Source organism: Paraconexibacter sp. (genome assembly GCF_059438195.1).
Map to the genome: position 1 here is coordinate 1 of NZ_JBLKKY010000022.1, position 16,427 is coordinate 16,427.

The 16,427-nt window shown below is 74.4% G+C and carries 15 protein-coding genes and 1 pseudogene; 7 read left to right on the forward strand and 9 right to left on the reverse strand.

The genetic code is table 11. The features are described 5' to 3' along the window. Positions 1-2,070: pseudogene (locus ACME2J_RS09655) on the forward strand (hypothetical protein); the annotation flags it as partial. Positions 2,071-2,085: 15 nt separating this feature from the next. Here the strand turns inward: ACME2J_RS09655 and thpR are convergent. Together thpR and ACME2J_RS09665 are read right to left on the reverse strand one after the other, a co-directional pair. After that, complete coding sequence (thpR, locus tag ACME2J_RS09660) at positions 2,086-2,667, reverse strand: RNA 2',3'-cyclic phosphodiesterase (RefSeq protein ID WP_495544694.1); 582 nt, start codon at positions 2,665-2,667, stop codon at positions 2,086-2,088. Between the two features lie 89 nt (positions 2,668-2,756). After that, on the reverse strand, positions 2,757-4,397 hold the full coding sequence (locus ACME2J_RS09665) for an alkaline phosphatase D family protein (protein WP_495544695.1): 1,641 nt from the start codon (positions 4,395-4,397) through the stop codon (positions 2,757-2,759). Between the two features lie 55 nt (positions 4,398-4,452). On the opposite strand from ACME2J_RS09665, the gene ACME2J_RS09670 reads away from it, so the two are divergent. Both ACME2J_RS09670 and ACME2J_RS09675 read left to right on the forward strand, forming a co-directional pair. Continuing rightward, complete coding sequence (locus ACME2J_RS09670) at positions 4,453-5,049, forward strand: glutathione S-transferase family protein (RefSeq protein ID WP_495544696.1); 597 nt, start codon at positions 4,453-4,455, stop codon at positions 5,047-5,049. A 61-nt stretch (positions 5,050-5,110) separates the two neighbouring features. Further along, complete coding sequence (locus ACME2J_RS09675) at positions 5,111-5,638, forward strand: DUF1360 domain-containing protein (RefSeq protein ID WP_495544697.1); 528 nt, start codon at positions 5,111-5,113, stop codon at positions 5,636-5,638. A gap of 27 nt (positions 5,639-5,665) precedes the next feature. Here ACME2J_RS09675 and ACME2J_RS09680 read toward each other — a convergent pair whose 3' ends face one another. After that, the gene (locus ACME2J_RS09680; protein ID WP_495544698.1) at positions 5,666-5,986 is read right to left on the reverse strand and encodes a hypothetical protein; all 321 of its coding nucleotides are present in this window, start codon (positions 5,984-5,986) and stop codon (positions 5,666-5,668) included. An 87-nt stretch (positions 5,987-6,073) separates the two neighbouring features. On the opposite strand from ACME2J_RS09680, the gene ACME2J_RS09685 reads away from it, so the two are divergent. Both ACME2J_RS09685 and ACME2J_RS09690 read left to right on the forward strand, forming a co-directional pair. Further along, positions 6,074-6,241: a hypothetical protein gene (locus ACME2J_RS09685; RefSeq protein ID WP_495544699.1), complete on the forward strand. Its 168-nt coding sequence runs from the start codon at positions 6,074-6,076 to the stop codon at positions 6,239-6,241. 1 nt (position 6,242) lies between these two features. Then, positions 6,243-8,102, forward strand: coding sequence for a glycoside hydrolase family 15 protein (locus ACME2J_RS09690; protein ID WP_495544700.1), 1,860 nt, complete (start codon positions 6,243-6,245; stop codon positions 8,100-8,102). A gap of 61 nt (positions 8,103-8,163) precedes the next feature. Here ACME2J_RS09690 and ACME2J_RS09695 read toward each other — a convergent pair whose 3' ends face one another. After that, positions 8,164-9,363: an MFS transporter gene (locus ACME2J_RS09695; RefSeq protein WP_495544701.1), complete on the reverse strand. Its 1,200-nt coding sequence runs from the start codon at positions 9,361-9,363 to the stop codon at positions 8,164-8,166. A 129-nt stretch (positions 9,364-9,492) separates the two neighbouring features. Continuing rightward, entirely contained in the window at positions 9,493-10,356 is an 864-nt protein-coding gene (locus ACME2J_RS09700) for a universal stress protein (protein ID WP_495544702.1), read from the reverse strand. A gap of 162 nt (positions 10,357-10,518) precedes the next feature. Between ACME2J_RS09700 and ACME2J_RS09705 the strand changes: the two genes are divergently transcribed. After that, the gene (locus tag ACME2J_RS09705; protein ID WP_495544703.1) at positions 10,519-11,091 is read left to right on the forward strand and encodes a flavodoxin domain-containing protein; all 573 of its coding nucleotides are present in this window, start codon (positions 10,519-10,521) and stop codon (positions 11,089-11,091) included. 372 nt (positions 11,092-11,463) lie between these two features. On the opposite strand, the gene ACME2J_RS09710 is transcribed toward ACME2J_RS09705, so the two are convergent. The 4 genes from ACME2J_RS09710 to ACME2J_RS09725 form a co-directional block, all read right to left on the reverse strand. Continuing rightward, positions 11,464-13,878: a putative bifunctional diguanylate cyclase/phosphodiesterase gene (locus ACME2J_RS09710; RefSeq protein WP_495544704.1), complete on the reverse strand. Its 2,415-nt coding sequence runs from the start codon at positions 13,876-13,878 to the stop codon at positions 11,464-11,466. Positions 13,879-14,057: 179 nt separating this feature from the next. Further along, the gene (locus ACME2J_RS09715; RefSeq protein ID WP_495544705.1) at positions 14,058-14,381 is read right to left on the reverse strand and encodes a hypothetical protein; all 324 of its coding nucleotides are present in this window, start codon (positions 14,379-14,381) and stop codon (positions 14,058-14,060) included. A 26-nt stretch (positions 14,382-14,407) separates the two neighbouring features. Continuing rightward, positions 14,408-14,650 carry a hypothetical protein gene (locus tag ACME2J_RS09720; RefSeq protein ID WP_495544706.1) on the reverse strand — a complete coding sequence of 81 codons (243 nt, stop codon included), beginning with the start codon at positions 14,648-14,650 and terminating at the stop codon, positions 14,408-14,410. A gap of 36 nt (positions 14,651-14,686) precedes the next feature. Continuing rightward, positions 14,687-15,745 (reverse strand): SDR family oxidoreductase, encoded by a 1,059-nt coding sequence (locus ACME2J_RS09725; RefSeq protein WP_495544707.1) that lies wholly within the window; start codon positions 15,743-15,745, stop codon positions 14,687-14,689. A 207-nt stretch (positions 15,746-15,952) separates the two neighbouring features. Here ACME2J_RS09725 and rnhA point away from each other — a divergent pair, with 207 nt between their 5' ends. Further along, positions 15,953-16,414: a ribonuclease HI gene (rnhA, locus tag ACME2J_RS09730; RefSeq protein ID WP_495544750.1), complete on the forward strand. Its 462-nt coding sequence runs from the start codon at positions 15,953-15,955 to the stop codon at positions 16,412-16,414. Positions 16,415-16,427: the final 13 nt, after the last annotated feature.

Genomic DNA, 16,427 nt, shown 5'->3' on the forward strand with positions numbered 1-16,427 from the left:
CCTGCCCATCGCCACTCCTCACGTCGAGTGTTGCGACGACCAGTTGAATCCACCCAGTTCCCCGACGTCGCGGTGAACCCCGCGACGGGCGAGGCGTTCGTCGTGTGGAGTCAGAACCTCGGCGCCGACGGGCAGCTGGCCAACGAGCGGGAGATCTTCGGCCAGCGCATCGCCTCCGACGGCACGCTCATCGGGACGGCGACGCGGCTGACGGCGATGGGCGGCCTCGGAGACGCCTCCCAGACGGCGAACGAGCCCGCGGTCACCTACAACCCGACCTCGGACGAGTACCTCGTCGTCTTCGCCAGCGACCCCGAGACCGGCTCGCTCGCCGCCGACGAGCAGGAGATCTTCGCGCAGCGCGTCAGCACGGCCGGCCTCCCGACCGGACTTCCGGTCCGCGTCTCGTTCCTCGGCGGGACGGGAGACGCCGCCTACGATGCGGGCCGGCCCGACGTCGTCCACAACCCGACGCGCAACGAGTACCTCGTCGTCTGGGACGGGGACTCGAACGAGGGCGGTCTCGTCGACGGCGAGTTGGAGGTGTACGCCCAGCGCCTCGGAGCGACGGTGACGAGCATCAACGGCCCCATCCGGGTCTCCGTCGCCGGCGGCACGGGCGACGCGAGCGACGACGCCTGGTACGCGAAGGCCGCCTATTCGCCCGCGTCCCAGGAGTACCTCGTCGCTTGGGAGGGCGACATCGGCGGGGCGATCATCGGCGAGGCAGAGATCTACGCCCAGCGACTCACCGGTGAGGGCGCCGAGGTCGGCACGGGCGACGTGCGGCTGTCGGCGATGGGCCCCGACGGCGACGCGAACTACGACGCGCGGAGTCCCGACGTCGTGTACAACCCCGCCTCCGGCGAGTTCTTCGTCGCATGGTGGGGGGACACGAAGGTCGGCGGCGCCGACGGCAAGACCGAGATCTTCGGCCAGCGCGTGTCCGCGGCCGGCGCGCCCGTCGGACCCGACGACGTCCGTATCTCCACTCGTGGACCGGCGGGGGACCCCGCGTACGACGCTTCGGGCGCGAGGATCGCGGTCCACCCGACGAGCGGCGAGTACCTGGTCGGCTACTACGGCTCGCTCGAGGCCCTCCACCTCGGCGAGCTGGAGGTCTTCGTGCGGCGCCTCGATGTCGGTGCGACGCCGATCGGCTCGGGCGACCAGCGCGTCTCGTTCCTGGGCGGGACGGACCAACCCGCCTACGGGGCGACGGGAGCCGACCTCGCGTACAACCCCGTCTCGAACGAGTTCCTCACCGTCTTCCGCGGCGACACGAACACCGGCGGGCTCGTCAACGACGAGTGGGAGATCTTCGGCCAGCGCGTCGAGGCGCCGCCGCTGCCTGCGCCTCCGCCGGGACCGGCTCCGACCGATCCGACTCCGACTCCGGTTCCCGCCACCGCGCCGCCGTCCCCGGCTCCGGCTGCACTTCCCGTCGCTCCTCTGCCTGCGGCCCCCGCGGCAGCGCCCGCTGCCGCGCCGCGGTTCCCCGCGAAGCTCAGCGTGCTCCGCGCCGGCGTGAAGGACGGGCGCCTCGACGCGCTGTGGGAGATCACGAAGCGCGCGTCGGGTGAGCTGAAGGCGACGTTCCGCGCCAACGGCCGGACTTACCGGTTCACCGAGGAGATCCCCGACGACGGGCGCATCAAGGTCGACCGGCGGCTTCCGAAGGCGATGCGCCGGGCGCGGAGCGGCATCATCGAGATCGAGTACGCCGGCAACGACCGCACCCGCCCCGACGAGGTCCGGCTGCGGGCGGCGTCGAACAAGGCGAGCCTCGAGCGCGGCACCACGCGCATCGACAGCGCGGGCAACCTCGTCGTCGACGGGACGATCAGCACGCGCGCCCGCGGCGTCGTCCGGGTGCGGCTCGGCTACACCGAGGCCGACGGCACGCCCGCCTTCCTCACGAAGAACGCGAAGATCGAGGACGGCGAGTGGAAGCTGAAGGAGCCCCTCTCCCCCGCGGCCCGTCTCGGCGGACAGCTCTCGATCCAGTTCACCGGCTACCTCCCGCGCCGCATCCGCGGCGAGCAGATCGCCAAGCAGGTCCTGCCCTAGGAGGCGCGGTCCGCGTCACGCCTCCGGCCCCGCGAGGGGCAGCTCGGCGACGGTCTCGTACGCCGAGCGGCGCCCCTCGCCGCCGCCGAGGCGCGAGCGGACGAGCCCGATCTCGGTCGCCGTCCACCCCGGCCCCTCGATCGCGGAGAGCGCGGCGACGAGACGGGTGACGTCGAGGGCCGCCCGCCGCGCCCGCGCGATGGTGAGATGCGGATGGAAGCGGGTGTCCGAGAGCTCGACCCCCGCCGCGGACGCGGCGTCGCGGCAGCGGGCGGCGAGACCGGTGAGCGCCTCGGTGTCGCCGTCCAGCCCCGCCCACAGCACCCGGGCCCGGCGTGCCCGCGGGAACGCGCCGGCACCGGCGACCCGGAGATGCAGCGGCGGCGTCGCGCGCGCAGCGTCGCCCAGCGCGGCGACGAGCCCCTCGACGGCGTCCTCCTCGACGGCGGGGAGGAAGACGAGCGTCACGTGCCACTGCGCGACGAGCGACCATCGCAGCCCCTTCGCCTCGTCGTGGTGACCGGCGACCGCCGCGGCGAGGTCGGCGACCGCCTCGGCGGGAGGGACGACGGCGACGAAGAGGCGGAGCGGCGTCATCGCCCCGATCCTCCCCCACCGCGCCGTGAGTGTCGATCCACCGACCCCACGCGTCGGTGGATCGACACTCACGGTGGTGGGGCGGGCGGTCAGGCGAGGCGACGGGCGATCGTCGTCCGCAGGTCCGGATCCCGCCAGTCCGCGTGCGCGGTCGTCTCGATGCGGAGGTCCACCCTCTCCCCCGCGACCGTGAGCGTCGCGACCTGGTTCTCGTAGCGGGGGCGCTCGACCATCCGCCAGCGTGCGCGCGGCCGCGGGACGCCGGCGAGTCGCGCGAGCCCGGTCGCGAGCACCCGACCGGCGCGCGAGTGCGTGAGCCTCACGGCGAGCTTCTCCCCCGGGTCCAGCGGCTTGCGCAGCCCCGAGCAGACCGCCTGCCAGATCGGCGGTCCGTCGTCGCGCGAGGCGGGGACCTCGACCCGGGCGAGGTAGCAGTGATGGACGTCGCCCGAGAGCGTGATGATCGACCGGGGCGGACGGCCGACCCGTCCCGCCGCGATGTCGTCGAGCAGCTCCCCGAACAGGGCGAACGACCGCCCGAACGCCGCCCAGTGACCGAGGTTCGCCGCCCGCCGGTACCACTCCGACCAGCGCGCGACGCGGCTCCCCCACGCGCCGTCGCAGAGCCTCTCGTTCCAGGCCTCCAGCTCGTGGAGCCCGTGCCCGACGAAGAACGGGATCGAGCTGGCGAGGAGGAGGTGCTCGTGGTCTCCGGCGATCTGGTCGCGCGCCCAGGCCCACTCGGCGTCGGTCATGATCCGGCGCCGTCCCGGCGCGAGCTCGCGGCCCCCGCGGGCGTCGAGGACGACGAGTCGCGCCCCGCCGAGGTCGCGGCGGAAGCTGAACCGGCTGCGACCGGACTGGTGCGCCGCGTCGCTCGCGAAGTCGCGCAGGAGCGGCGCCGCGTCGTCGGCGGCGCGGGCGCGCGCGAGGAGCTCGTCGGTCACGAGCTGGTCCGGAGCGAGGTTGCCGAGGTGCTGGTAGAGCCAGTACGACATGAGCCCGCCGACGACGCGCCGCTCGAACCACGGCGTCGCGCGCATCTCCTCCACCCAGGACTGCGAGATCTTCCACTCGTCGCTGATCTCGTGGTCGTCGAGGATCATCGCCGTCGGGACGCTGGAGAACAGCCAGCGCAGGGCCGGCTCGCTCCACGCGTCGCAGTAGGCGAGGGCGTACTCGTCGAAGTCCTCGAGCTCGTCCTGCGGAGCCCGGGCGTCGACGACGTGGTCCTCGACGCGCTGCTGCACCTCGGTGGACGGCTCGTCGGCGTAGAGCTGGTCGCCGAGGAGGAGGAGGTGGTCGGGGAGCATCGCGGTGTCCGCGGCGGCGCGGAGAGCGAGCGTGCGCAGCGCATCGACGCCGAGCCCGCGGGGGTCGCTCGCCCGGCGCCGCGTGTGGGGCGGCACGTGGGGCGCCGACTTGCGGCACGAGCCGAACGCGAGCCGCACCGTCGCGCCGTCGGCATGGGTGCGGATGGCGCAGGGAGGAAACGCATCGTCCGCAGGCGGCCAGGCGCGCTCTCCGTCGACCCGCACCTCGTACGGGGTCACGGACCCGGGCTCGAGCCCGTCGACGACGACGATCGCGTAGTGCCGCGAGCCGACGCGGAAGGTGCGGCTGCGGTGGCCGAGCACGTCGACCTCGCACGGCTCGTCCGCCTCGACCCAGACGGTCGCATCGCGTGCGCCGACGTGCCGGAGCATCGGTCCGAGGACGAGGGAGGCCACCGCAGAAGTCTTCCCGGGCGGACGCAGATGACGCCCGAGCGTGCATCCTCCCCCCATGCTCCTCTACGACAGCGCGGTCTCGGGCAACTGCTACAAGGTGCGCCTCGTCCTCGCCCAGCTCGGCATGCACCACGAGCGCCGCGAGGTCGACGTCGTCGATCGCTCGGGCCGCGAGGAGCTGCTCGGGGACCTCAACCCCGCCCTCCGCGTCCCCGTGCTCGTCCTCGACGACGGCCGGCCGCTCGCGGAGTCCAACGCGATCATCTGGTACCTCGCCGAGGGCACCGCGCTGCTCCCCGACGACCGCTACACGCGCGCCCAGGCGCTGCAGTGGCTCTTCTTCGAGCAGTACAGCCACGAGCCGAACATCGCGGTCGTCATCTTCTGGTGCCTGTACGCGAAGGACCCGCCCGACGAGGAGACCATCGCGGCGCGTCGTCGCGAGGGCGAGCGTGCGCTCGCTGCGATGGATCGGCACCTCCAGAGCCGCGAGTGGCTCGTCGGGGGCCGGTTCACCGTCGCCGACGTCGCGCTCTACGCCTACACGCACCGCGCCGACAAGGGCGGCTTCGACCTCTCGCGCCACGCAGCCGTCGGCGCCTGGCTCGAACGGGTCGCGGCCGTCGAGGGACACGTGCCCATCGAGGCCTGAGCGGCGCGCGGCCGGGCGCCCGGCCGCGTGTCAGGTGCCTCATGACGCGGTATCGCGAGGAATGTCCACCGCGCATCACACGACGACCCGCGACCGCATCCGCGACGCGACCCACGTGACCGGATACTCGCCGGAGGTCGAGCGGCCGCTCGGTGGCTACCTCGTCCTCATGAGCACCTTCGGCGGCATCACCGGCGGGTTCACGTACTGGATGCGCCGGTCGGGGCGCCGGCTCCCGGACCGCGTCTCGGCGGCGGACCTCGCGCTCACGACGGTCGCGACGCACAAGCTGGCCCGCCTCGTCTCCAAGGACAAGGTGACCGCGACGGTCCGAGCGCCGTTCACGCGCTATCAGGGCGAGGCCGGGCCTGGCGAGGTCGACGAGGCACCGCGGGACGGCGGCCTGCGCAAGGCGATCGGCGAGCTCCTCGTGTGCCCCTACTGCATCGGGATGTGGATCGCCGCCGCCTTCACGATGGGCCTCATCGTCGCGCCGCGGCCGACGCGCTGGATCGCGACGGCGTTCTCGACCCTGTTCGGCTCCGACGTCCTGCAGATCGCCTACAAGAAGGCCGAGGACGCCCTCTAGCCGGCGGGCGCCCTCGGCGGGCCTCCCTCACTCGTCCATGTGGTCGAGGTCCGGGGCGTCGCCTCGATCGCTCTCGACGTCGTCCTTCGGGTGCGGCTCGCTCGTGCTCCGTGCGCCGGTCGGCGGGTGGGGCTCCTCGCCGAACGGCCGGCCGTCCGGATCCTCCGGGTCCCGGGGGTCCTCGCGGCGCTCGTACGGGTCCGGCCACTCCGTCGGATCGGGGTCGGTGGCGGGGTTCGAGAGGGTGTGGTGAGGCTCGCGATCGCGCGTCCGGTCGCCCGGGTCGCGGCCCGGCGGCTCGGGGAAGCCGGTCGGCGTCTCGGCCTGGCGGTCGTCTCGCTCGGTCATGCCGCGCGCTACCCGAGCGCACCTCGCCGAAACGCCGCGCGCCGGTGGGTCGTTTCCCGGCATCGCTCCCGGGTAGCGCTCACCGCCATGACGACAATCGACGACCAGCTCGGCGCCTCTCTGCGCGACGTCCATGCGGTCGAGGAGCAGGCGCTCGTCCAGATGCGCGCCGCCCCGGGGATCGCGGACGACGAGCAGCTCGAGCACGCCGCCGAGATCGGCCTCGCGGCGAAGGACGTGCCGGTCGGGCGCTGACGTGACGGAGACCGCGACCGAAGAGGTCCCGCCGCGAGAGGTCGAGTGCCGGCCCGACGAGCGCTATCCCGCGATCGGCGACTACGCGCTGCTCTCGGACTGCCACACGGCCGCCCTCGTCTCGCGGGCGGGCTCGATCGACTGGTGCTGCATGCCCCGGTTCGACAGCTCGAGCACGTTCGGCCGACTGCTCGACTGGGACCGCGGCGGACACTGCGCGATCTCGCCCGCCGTCGAGGCCACGACGTCACGCTGCTACGTCGATGACACGCTCGTCCTCGAGACCCGCTTCCGCTCCACGGGGGGCGAGGCGCGAGTGCTCGACTGCCTGCTCCTCTCCTCGGGCCGCGATCGCACCTCGCACCGGCGCCTGCTCCGCGTCGTCGAGGGTCTGCGCGGCGAGATGCCACTCGACGTCGTCGTCTGCCCGCGCTTCGACTACGGGGACCTCGCGCCGTGGTTCCGGTGTCGTGATGACGGGCAGTGGGTCGCGACCGGCGGTGACGACGGCCTCCTCATCTGGAGCGACCTCCCGCTGGCGTCCTCGGAGGACGACGACGGCCTGCGCGCCCACCTGACGTGCCGGGCCGGCGAGCGCTACCGCCTCGCGATGCGCTTCACGCGGCCCGAGGAGGTCGGCAGTCCCCCCACCTCCGCGCCCGACGCCGCGCAGCTCGATCGCGACCTCGAGGAGACCACGCGCCGCTGGAGCGACTGGTCCCGGGGCCTGCAGCTTCCTCGGGGGCGCCCCGACGGCGCCCTGCGGTCGGCGCTCGTCATCCAGGGCCTCGTGTACGAGCCGACGGGCGCGATCGCGGCCGCCGCGACGACCTCCCTCCCGGAGACGCCGACGGGAACGCGCAACTGGGACTACCGCTACGCGTGGCTGCGCGACTCGGTTCTCTCGTCCCGCGCGCTGGCCGCGCTCGGCGTGACCGAGGCATCGGACCGCTTCCGCCGCTTCGTCGAGCGCTCGGCCGCGGGGCGTGCGGAGGATCTGCGCGTGCTCTACGCCGTCGGGGGGGAGCGGCGGCTCGACGAGCAGGCGCTGGGCGACCTCGAGGGCTATCGCGGCGCGCGACCGGTGAGGGTCGGCAACCACGCGGCCTCTCAGCTGCAGCTCGACTCCTACGGGCATCTCCTCATGCAGAGCTGGAACTGGCACTGCCGCGGCCGGTCCCCCGACGAGATCTACTGGGACTTCCTCGTGCGTCTCGTCGAGTTCGTCGGCGAGCACTGGCACGAGCCCGACGCGGGGATCTGGGAGTGGCGCGGGTCCCCCCGGCACTTCGTCCACTCGAAGGCGATGTGCTGGGCGGCGCTCGAGTGCGGCCGGAAGCTCGCGCGCGACCTCGGACGGGACGTGCCCGAGGAGCGCTGGGCGCGCACCGCCGCGGAGATCCGCGAGAAGGTCCTCGACGAGGGCGTCGACGCCGAGCGCGGCTGCTTCGTGCAGTCTCTCGGCGAACCCCATCTCGACGCCGCGACCCTCCGGCTCCCCGTCACGGGGATCGTCGCGTGGGACGACGAGCGGATGGTCGCGACCGCCGACGCCATCGCCCGCGAGCTCGATGCGGGCCGCGGTCTCATCCGGCGCTACGTCGTCGACGACGGGACCGGCGAGGCACGGGAGGGGGCGTTCCTGCCCTGCTGCTTCTGGCTCGCCGAGCTCCTCGCCCGCCAGGGACGCGTGGACGACGCACGACGCCGGTTCGAGGACGCCGCGTGCACGGCGAGCGACCTGGGGCTCTTCTCCGAGGAGCACGACCCGTCGAGCGGCGAGATGCTCGGCAACTACCCGCAGGCGCTCACGCACCTCTCGCACCTCGACGCCGCCCGCGCCCTCGACGAAGGGGCGTGAGCCGACGGGCCGGCAGAACGCGTCCGCGGAGCGCCTTTCGCGCACGCGAGGAGCGCACCGCTCACCCGTCGGCGTCCTCGAGCCTCCGCAGGAAGGGGATGCTGAGGAGGATCGCCGCGGCGCAGACGATCCAGGTCGCCTGGAAGCCCTCGGTCCCCTCGAAGACGTTGCCGGCCGTGACGGCGATGAGGGCGCCCGCGAGGATCGGGCCGACGGTGATGCCGACGCCGCGGCTCAGGCTGTAGAAGCCGGTGAGCGCGCCGCGCTCCTCCTCGGGCATGCGGGGGATGAGGATCGCGTAGGCGAGGGCCATCACCGCGCCGCCGCCGAAGGCGACGAAGGGAACGGCGACCGCGATGAGCGGCGTCCAGGTGATGAGCCCGGGGACGAGGAGCCCGGCCCCGTAGACCCACAGGGTCGCGCGCATGACGCGGAGCCGGCCGGCGTCGTCACCGAGACGACCGGCGACGATCGCTCCCGCGAGGACGACGACGCCGACGCCGCCCACGATGAGGGACGCGGTGACGAGCCCGTAGCCGAGCCCGACGGTGACGTAGAGGATGACGAACGCCTTGAGGGCGGCGAGCGCCAGCTCCCACAGCGCGTTCGCGACGAGATAGGCGCGGAGCTGAGGGACCTCGCCGACGAGACGGCGCAGGCGTGACACCGTCTCGCGGGCGCTCTCGGAGTCGTGGCCGCCGTCGCGGCGCGCGAGGCCGGCGCGCGTGACGAGCGCGACGAAACCCGCGACCGTCGCGAGGAGCACGACCGCGGCGACCGCGAAGGGCACGGGCTCGGCGACGCTGAGCAGGACGCCGCCGCTGAGCAGTGCGACGCTCGTCGCCGCGCCGCGCCAGATCGCCTGGGTCGCCTGCGCCCTCCCGGCCGCCTCGTCCTCGATGAGATCCGGGTACATCGCGCGGTACGGCTCGTAGGCGATGAAGTACGCGAAGAAGAAGACAGCCGCCGCGAGCGCGATCGCGATGATCGAGTCCACGGCCGCCATGACGACGAGCGCGGCCGCCGCGAGCGGAGCGGCGCCGACGAGAAAGGGCATCCTGCCGCCGATCCTCGTGTCGAGCTGGTCCGACCACGGCCCGACGATGAGCGGCACCCAGAGGGCCATGATGCCCTCCCCGCCGACGACTGCCCCGATGACGAGCGTCGAGGTCGTCACCTCGCGCGCGACCGTCGGGAGGTACGTCGAGACGACGGTGATCGCGAGCGTGAGGCCGAACGTCGGCAGCCCGAGCAGGATCACCCGACGCCGTTGCTCGCTGCTCAGCGATGCGGTGCCCATCCAAGGGGCGGGTACCCGGGGAGCGCCCGGCCGAGACGGCGTGGCGCGCCCGGCGCTCCTCGTGAGCGCCTCCGGGCGGTGACGCCCCGCTCACCCGTCCGAGGCGGCCACGCTCTCGCCTGCCGTCGACAGGCCGATCGGCGCCTCGTGGCGCCGCACGACGCGGCCCGGGATGACGAGCACCGGGCAGTTGGGCAGGTCGATGAGCTCCTGGGACACGCTCCCGAGCAGCGACCGCGACATGCGGCTGCGGCTGCGGGCGCCGCAGACCATGAGATCCACCGAACGTCCCGCCTCGCGCAGCTGGGGGCCGGGATCGCCGGTCCGCACGTCGGCGGTGGCGTGCACGGGGAGCCCGGTCGTCAGGGCGCCGTCGACGTGCGCGCGCGCCTCCGCCTCCTCACGGTCGGTCACCGCGACGGAGATGACCCGCAGCGTCGCCCCCGCCCGCTCGGCGATCGCCGCGGCGGCGGTGAGCGCGAGCCGGCTCGGGAGGGAGCCGTCGAAGGCGACCCCGACGACGCGGAGGCCCTCGCTCACGAGCCGCGGATCCTCGGGCACGACGAGGACGGGGCAGGTCGCACCGGCCGCGACGGCGTGCGCGACGTGGCCGTGGAGGTCGGCGCCGACGACGATGGCGGTGGCGTCGACGTCGGTCGCCATGTCGATGAGCGCCTTCGGGACGTCGCCGCCGTGGGCCGCGAGGGCGTGGCTCTCCACCCCATCGAGGCCGGTCACCTGCACCGCGGCCGAGCGCGCGACGGCCCCGGCATGCGCGAAGCGCCGGTCCGACTCCGGGTCGGGGGCGATCCGGCCGGTGAGCGCGACCGAGTCGGCGCGATAGGCGGTGACGCACACGAGGCTCGTGTCGGCCACCCGCGCGAGGAGCCCGGCGGCCGTGAGGGCCGGCGGGCAGCGCCCGTCGTAGGCGACGAGGATCGGATGCAGGGCCATGGCCGCAGCGTAGAACCGCCGCCCTCGCGGGCCCACGGGCCCGACCACCCGCCCGCGTCGGTAGTTCGCCGCAGATCCTGCCGTCGCCGCCGGGGGAAGCCCGGTCGCGGGAGCGGACCCGCTACGGACGCCGGGCGCTCCGCCCGCGTCGAGACTGTCGGCATGAGCCCCGCCCCCCGCTGCCTCGTCGTCTACTCCTCCACCCACGGTCACACGGAGCGCATCGCCCGGCGCGTCGCGGGCCGGCTCCAGGACGCGGAGATCGACGTCACCCTGCGCGATGTGGACCACGCCGACGCCTGCGACGTCGCGAGCTTCGACGCCGTGCTCGCCGCCGCCTCCGTGCACTCCGGCGTCCACCAGCCCGCGCTGCGCGACTGGCTCCTCGCCCACCGCGACGAGCTCGCCACGCGTCCCACCGCCCTCGTGTCCGTCTCCCTGCACGCCGCCGAGGACAGCGTCGAGTCGCGGCAGGAGGTCCGTGAGTCGATCGCGCGCCTGCTCGACGAATCCGGGTTCGCCCCGCGGATCGTCGCGCCGGTCGGCGGCGCGTTGCGCTACCCGCACTACAAGCTCCCGACGCGGCTCCTCATGCAGATGATCGCGCGCCGCCACGACCTTCCGACGGACCGGCGCCTCGATGTCGACTTCACCGACTGGGACGCCGTCGACGCGCTCGCCGCCGACGTCGCCGACCTCGCCCAGCACGGGGCGGGCGCCCCGGCCGGGCGCTGAGACCCGCGGCCGCGGAGGCGGCCCGTCGGCGCTGCGCGCGCCGCTACCGGACGCGCAGGGCCCCGGCGTCACGACCTTCAGCGCGAGCGCCGAGGTGTCGCGGTCGAGGTGGGCGACCTTGCCGGGTGTCCCGCTCCAGGCGGCGTGCGCGGCGGGGGCGGCGAGAAGGACGAGGACCGCGGTCAGGAGCGACGCGCGGGCGCGGGCGGCGGGAAGGACGTGCATGGTCTCCAGGGGCGACGGGGTGGCTGCGCGCGGCACTCTGCCGCAGCGCCCGCGCGTCGCCCACCCCGGGGCACCCCAGTCCTCACCCGAGCATTTCGCCTCGCGGCGGGACGTGCCCGCACCGACGGGCAGCGGCGCCGCGTGGCGTCAGGCCGCCGACCGTGGTGCGACGAGGATCTCGTCGAGGGGAGCGGGGCGCCCGAGGTGGTAGCCCTGCCCGTAGTCGACGCCGAGCGCGTCGAGGATCGTCACGGTCGCGTCGTCGCCGACGAACTCGGCGACCGTCTTGGCGCCGAGCCCCCGCGCGAGCGAGACGACCGCCGAGACGACGAGCCGGTCGGTGCCGTCGCGCGGCAGCCCGCGGATGAACTCGCCGTCGATCTTCACGTAGTCGAAGCGCAGGTGCTTCAGGTAGTAGAACGAGGCGAATCCCGCGCCGAAGTCGTCGAGCGCGAGCCCGCACCCGATGCGGTGAAGGGCGCCGATGAGCTCCTGGGCGCGACCGATGTTCGCGATCGCCGCCGTCTCGGTCACCTCGAGGATGAGCCGCTCCGGGGGGAACCCGCCGGCGGTGACGAGCTCCTCGATCCTCGCGACGAGCCGCGGGTCGCCGAGGGTCCGTGCGGAGAGGTTGACGCTGAAGGCGACCTCCCGGCCCGTCTCGTGCTCGGCGCTGAGGAGCTCGCAGGCCTGGCCGAGGACCCACAGGTCGATGTCGCGGATGAGGTCGAGGCGCTCGGCGAGGTCGAGGAACCGGCCAGGCGGGACGAGCTCGCCGTCGTCCGCGACGTAGCGCAGGAGCAGCTCGTACCGCGCGAGGTCCTGTGCGCCGATCCCGACGATCGGCTGCGCGACGAGGCGGAAGCGGTCGTTCTCGAGGCCCCCGCGCAGCCGGGCGACCCACTCGACGCGCTGGGCGAGCTGCTCTCGGCGGTCCTGGCCGCGGAAGATCCGCGCGGCGTCGCGTCCGGCGTCCTTCGCGTCGTACATCGCGATGTCGGCCTGCGCGACGACGTCCTCCCGCGTCACGTCGGTCGAGCCGTCGAACACCGCGATGCCGACCGAGGCCGTCACGCGCGCGTGGTGGCCGTCCTCGATGAGGACGACGTCGCGCCGGATCGCCGCGAGGAGCTTCTCGGCGACGTCGCGCGCCGCGATCTCGTCGGTGTGCGGGAGGATCACCGCGAACTCGTCGCCGCCGAGCCGCGCGAGCGCGTCGGAGTCCCGGAGCTGGCTGGCCAGCACGGCGGCGCAGCGCACGATGAGCGCGTCGCCCGCCGAGTGCCCGAGGCTGTCGTTGACGTCCTTGAAGCCGTCGAGGTCGAGGAGGAGGACGGCGCCCGTCTCGCCGTACCGGCGGGCGCGGGCGAGCGCCCCGTCGAGCTCCTCGCCGAAGCGACGGCGGTTGCGCAGGCCGGTGAGCGCGTCGTGGTCGGCGAGGTCACGGAGCCGGTGCTCGAAGCGCTTGCGCTCGGTGATGTCGACGAACTGCAGGACGGCACGCCGCGGACCGGCCTCGGCGCCGAGCTCGGCGGCTCCCACCAGCACCCAGACCGGGGCGTCCTGGCCGAGGAGCCGCATCTCGACCTGCAGTGGGGCGTCGTCGGCGGGGCGCACGGCGGAGAGCATCGCGGCGAGCGCGTCGTGGTCGTCCGGGTGGACCGCCTCGGCGAGAGGCCGGTCGAGCGCCCCGGCGCCGATGATCCGCTTGAGGGCGGGGTTGACGCGGACGATCCGCCCGCCGCTGCTCCCGTCGAGGTCGACGACGCACGTCCCGTTCGGCGACGACGCGAGGACGGCGGACAGCTTCGCCTCGGCGCGGGCCCTCGCCTCCTCGGCGGCGATCTCCCGGGTGATGTCCTCCATCTGCGCGACGACGTGCTTCGGCTCGCCGGCTGCGCCGCGGACGAGCGAGACGTTGAGGTCGATCGTCACGTGGCGCCCGTCCGGCTTCACGTAGCGCTTGCGGAGGCGGTAGTCGGGGACCTCGCCGTTGATGAGGCGGGTGAAGAGCGTCTCGTCCGCGGCGAGGTCGTCGGGATGCGTGATGTCCTGGGTGGTGCGCCGGATGAGGTCCTGCGCGGCGCGGCCCGTGATGCGGCAGAGCGCGGCGTTGACGCGGAGGAAGCGGCCGTCGAGGCTGACGAGCGCCATCCCGAACGGGGCGCTGTCGAAGCTGAGGCGCATGCGCTCCTCGGCGACCCGCAGCTCCTCCTCCCCGGCCCGGCGCACGACGTCCTCGAACATCGAGGGCTGGTGGAGGAGCTGGCCGAAGCGGTGGCGCAGCGAGAGGTAGCAGACGGCCACCATCCCGGTGATGCCGTCGGCGATCGCGAGGTGGACGTCGACGACGGCACGCGTCGGGGCATCGAGGAGGAGATGCTCCATGTGGACGGCGTGACCGGCGGCGCAGGTGAAGAAGATCCCGGCGGTCGCGGTCCCGAGCCAGTTGCGCGGGCCGAACTGGCGGGAGCGGATGAGCCCGCGGGTGACGAGGAACGAGATCGAGCCGTAGGCGGCGGCGATCACCGCGTTCGCGGCGAACACGGCCTGCCAGGTCATCGCGTCACCCTCATCGTCCCCGGTCATCGGCGGACGAATGGACGACCTTGAGCGCCGGAGCGGGCGCGGGCGCGTTCGCGCGCCTCGGGTTCGCGGCCGGTGAGCCGGCCTCTCGGCGGTGGCGGCCGCGCGTCGGCGGACGCTCCCGACCCGAGCCGGCGCCTCGTCAGCGGGCGGTGCTAGGCGGCGCGCGGCGTCCGCGCGGGCAGCTGCCCGCCGCCGACGACGACCACGTCGACGCGGGCGGGGCGGGCGGGCGTCGCGAGGGAGAGGAAGTCCCGCACCGGCCCTTCGAGCCCGCACACGGGGCATCCGAGCGGATCGGCGGGTGCGAGCGGGGCTCCGAGCGGGGCGACCGGCGCGTCGCACGACGGGCACGCGAGGGTGGCCTCCGCGAGCAGGCCGGGACGCCCGGCGAGCCGCCTCTCGTTCGCGCCGACGTGCTCGAGCGGCTCGGCGCCCCGGGCGCCGGAGCCGTCGTCGATGCCGCGGTGGAAGGCCACGTCCCGAGTGTACGGCGTCGTCCCGCTCAGCCTCGCGGGTGCCGGCGGCGGAAGCGGTCCTCGCTCTCACCGACGAGCAGGAAGGCGAGGGAGACGAGGCAGACCGTCGCGACGCCGAGGAGTCCGAGGCCGGCGATCGCAGTCCCGCCGCCCGTGGCGAGCAGGAGCGGGAGTCCGACGACGAGAGCGACGAGCCCGGCGACGAGGAGGAGGCGACCGAGGCCGCTGAACGGCGGCAGCCGCTCGTGGTGCGGGGCGTGACGGGTCATGCCCCGTGCATACCCGGCCCCGGGAGGGCGGACGCGTCAGGCGGTCGCGCGCTCGCCCGCGACCTCCCAGCGCGCACGCGGGGCGCGACCCCAGCGGCTGCGCTCCGCGTAGTCCATGAGCGTGTCGAACGACTCCGGGAAGGACGGGACCCGGACGCCGCGGGCCCGGGCCCGGGCGTCGTCGAAGGTCCCACGCACCCGGAAGTAGGGCAGGAACGCGCCGGCGCGCTCCTCGATCTCGGGCATCTCGCCGGGCCCGACGAAGCGCGGCACGTCGGTCCCGAAGCGCTCGGCGGCGAGCGACGCCAGGTCGCCGACGCGTGGTGCCCCCTCCCCCGCCACGACGTGGATCGTCTCCTCGAGGCGAGGGCCGGTCGCCGCGTCGACGAGGGCGTCGGCGACCGCGTCGGCGCACACGACGTCGGCGCGCGCGTCGGGATCGCCGGGCACGACCGGCAGGAGGCCGCGCGCGAAGGCCTGGAGCGGCCAGTAGATGACGTTGAACGCCGGCGTCCATCCGGTCCGCGAGTCGCCGACGACGATGCTCGGGCGCACGATGCCCGCGGGCAGCCCGCTCTCGGCGACGACGCGCTCGGCCTCGAGCTTCGTCCGCTCGTAGGTGTTGCGGTGCCTCTGGCCGACGTCCCCCTCGTCCTCGCGGCACGTCCCCGGCCGGTCCCCGGCGACGTAGGCGGTGGAGACGTGGACGACGCGATCGAGCTGCGGGGCCTGCGCGGCGACGTCGAGGACGCCTCGGGTGCCGTCGACGTTGATGCGCCGCGCCTCGGCGAGCGGCAGGTCGAACCGCACGGACGCCGCGCAGTGCACGACGGCATCGACCCCCGCGGCGAGCGTCCGCCGGTCGGCGTCGGACCGTCCGAGGTCCGGTCGCTCGAGGTCGGCGGCGAAGCCCGTGACGCGACTCCGGGCCGCCGGGCGCGCCTCCGGGGGCAGGAGGGTCTCGAGAGCGGCGTGGAGGCGGTCCTGCGCCGCCGCGTCGTCCCTCGCCCGGACGAGGGCGACGACGTCGCGGTCGGTCCGCTCGAGGAGCCGAGCGAGGAGCTCCCCGCCGAGGAAGCCGGTGGTTCCGGTCACGAGGATGGCAGAGTCAGGTGTGCGCATGATCGGCGTTGTAGCGAGCACCGCCGCGCCGCGCGAGGGACCGGACGTCGGACCGACCACGACAGCGCGGCCGAAGGGCCGGGCGTCCCCCCGTCGGGCGGGGTCCCTACCCTCCGCGGCATGCCCGCCCCCGCCCGCACCCGCCGCCGCCGTCCCCGTCCCGCCCCGTCGGGGGGCGCGATGCCGACCGCCGAGTCCGGCGAGCTCCTCGTGTGGACCGACGGGGCCTGCAAGACGAACCCGGGGCCGGGCGGCTGGGCCGCGATCGTCGTCGACTCCGACGGCGAGGTCGTCGCCGAGCACCACGGCGGCGCGTCCCACACGACGAACAACATCATGGAGATGACCGCCGCCCTCGAGGGGCTCCGGGCGGTGCCGGGCGGAGGCCGCGCGTGCATCGTCACGGACTCCCGTTACCTGCACGACGGCATGACGTCCTGGCTCGCGGGCTGGAAAAAGCGCGGCTGGAAGACGGCGAGCGGCGGGGCGGTGAAGAACCGCGAGCTGTGGGAGGCCCTCGACGCGGAGATCGGCCGGCACGAGGCGGTCCGCTGGCACTGGGTCCGCGGCCACGTCGGGACGGAGCTCAACGAGCGCGCCGACGCGCTCGCCGTCGCGGAGGCCGAGCGCCACGCCGCCTGACCCGCCCCTGAGC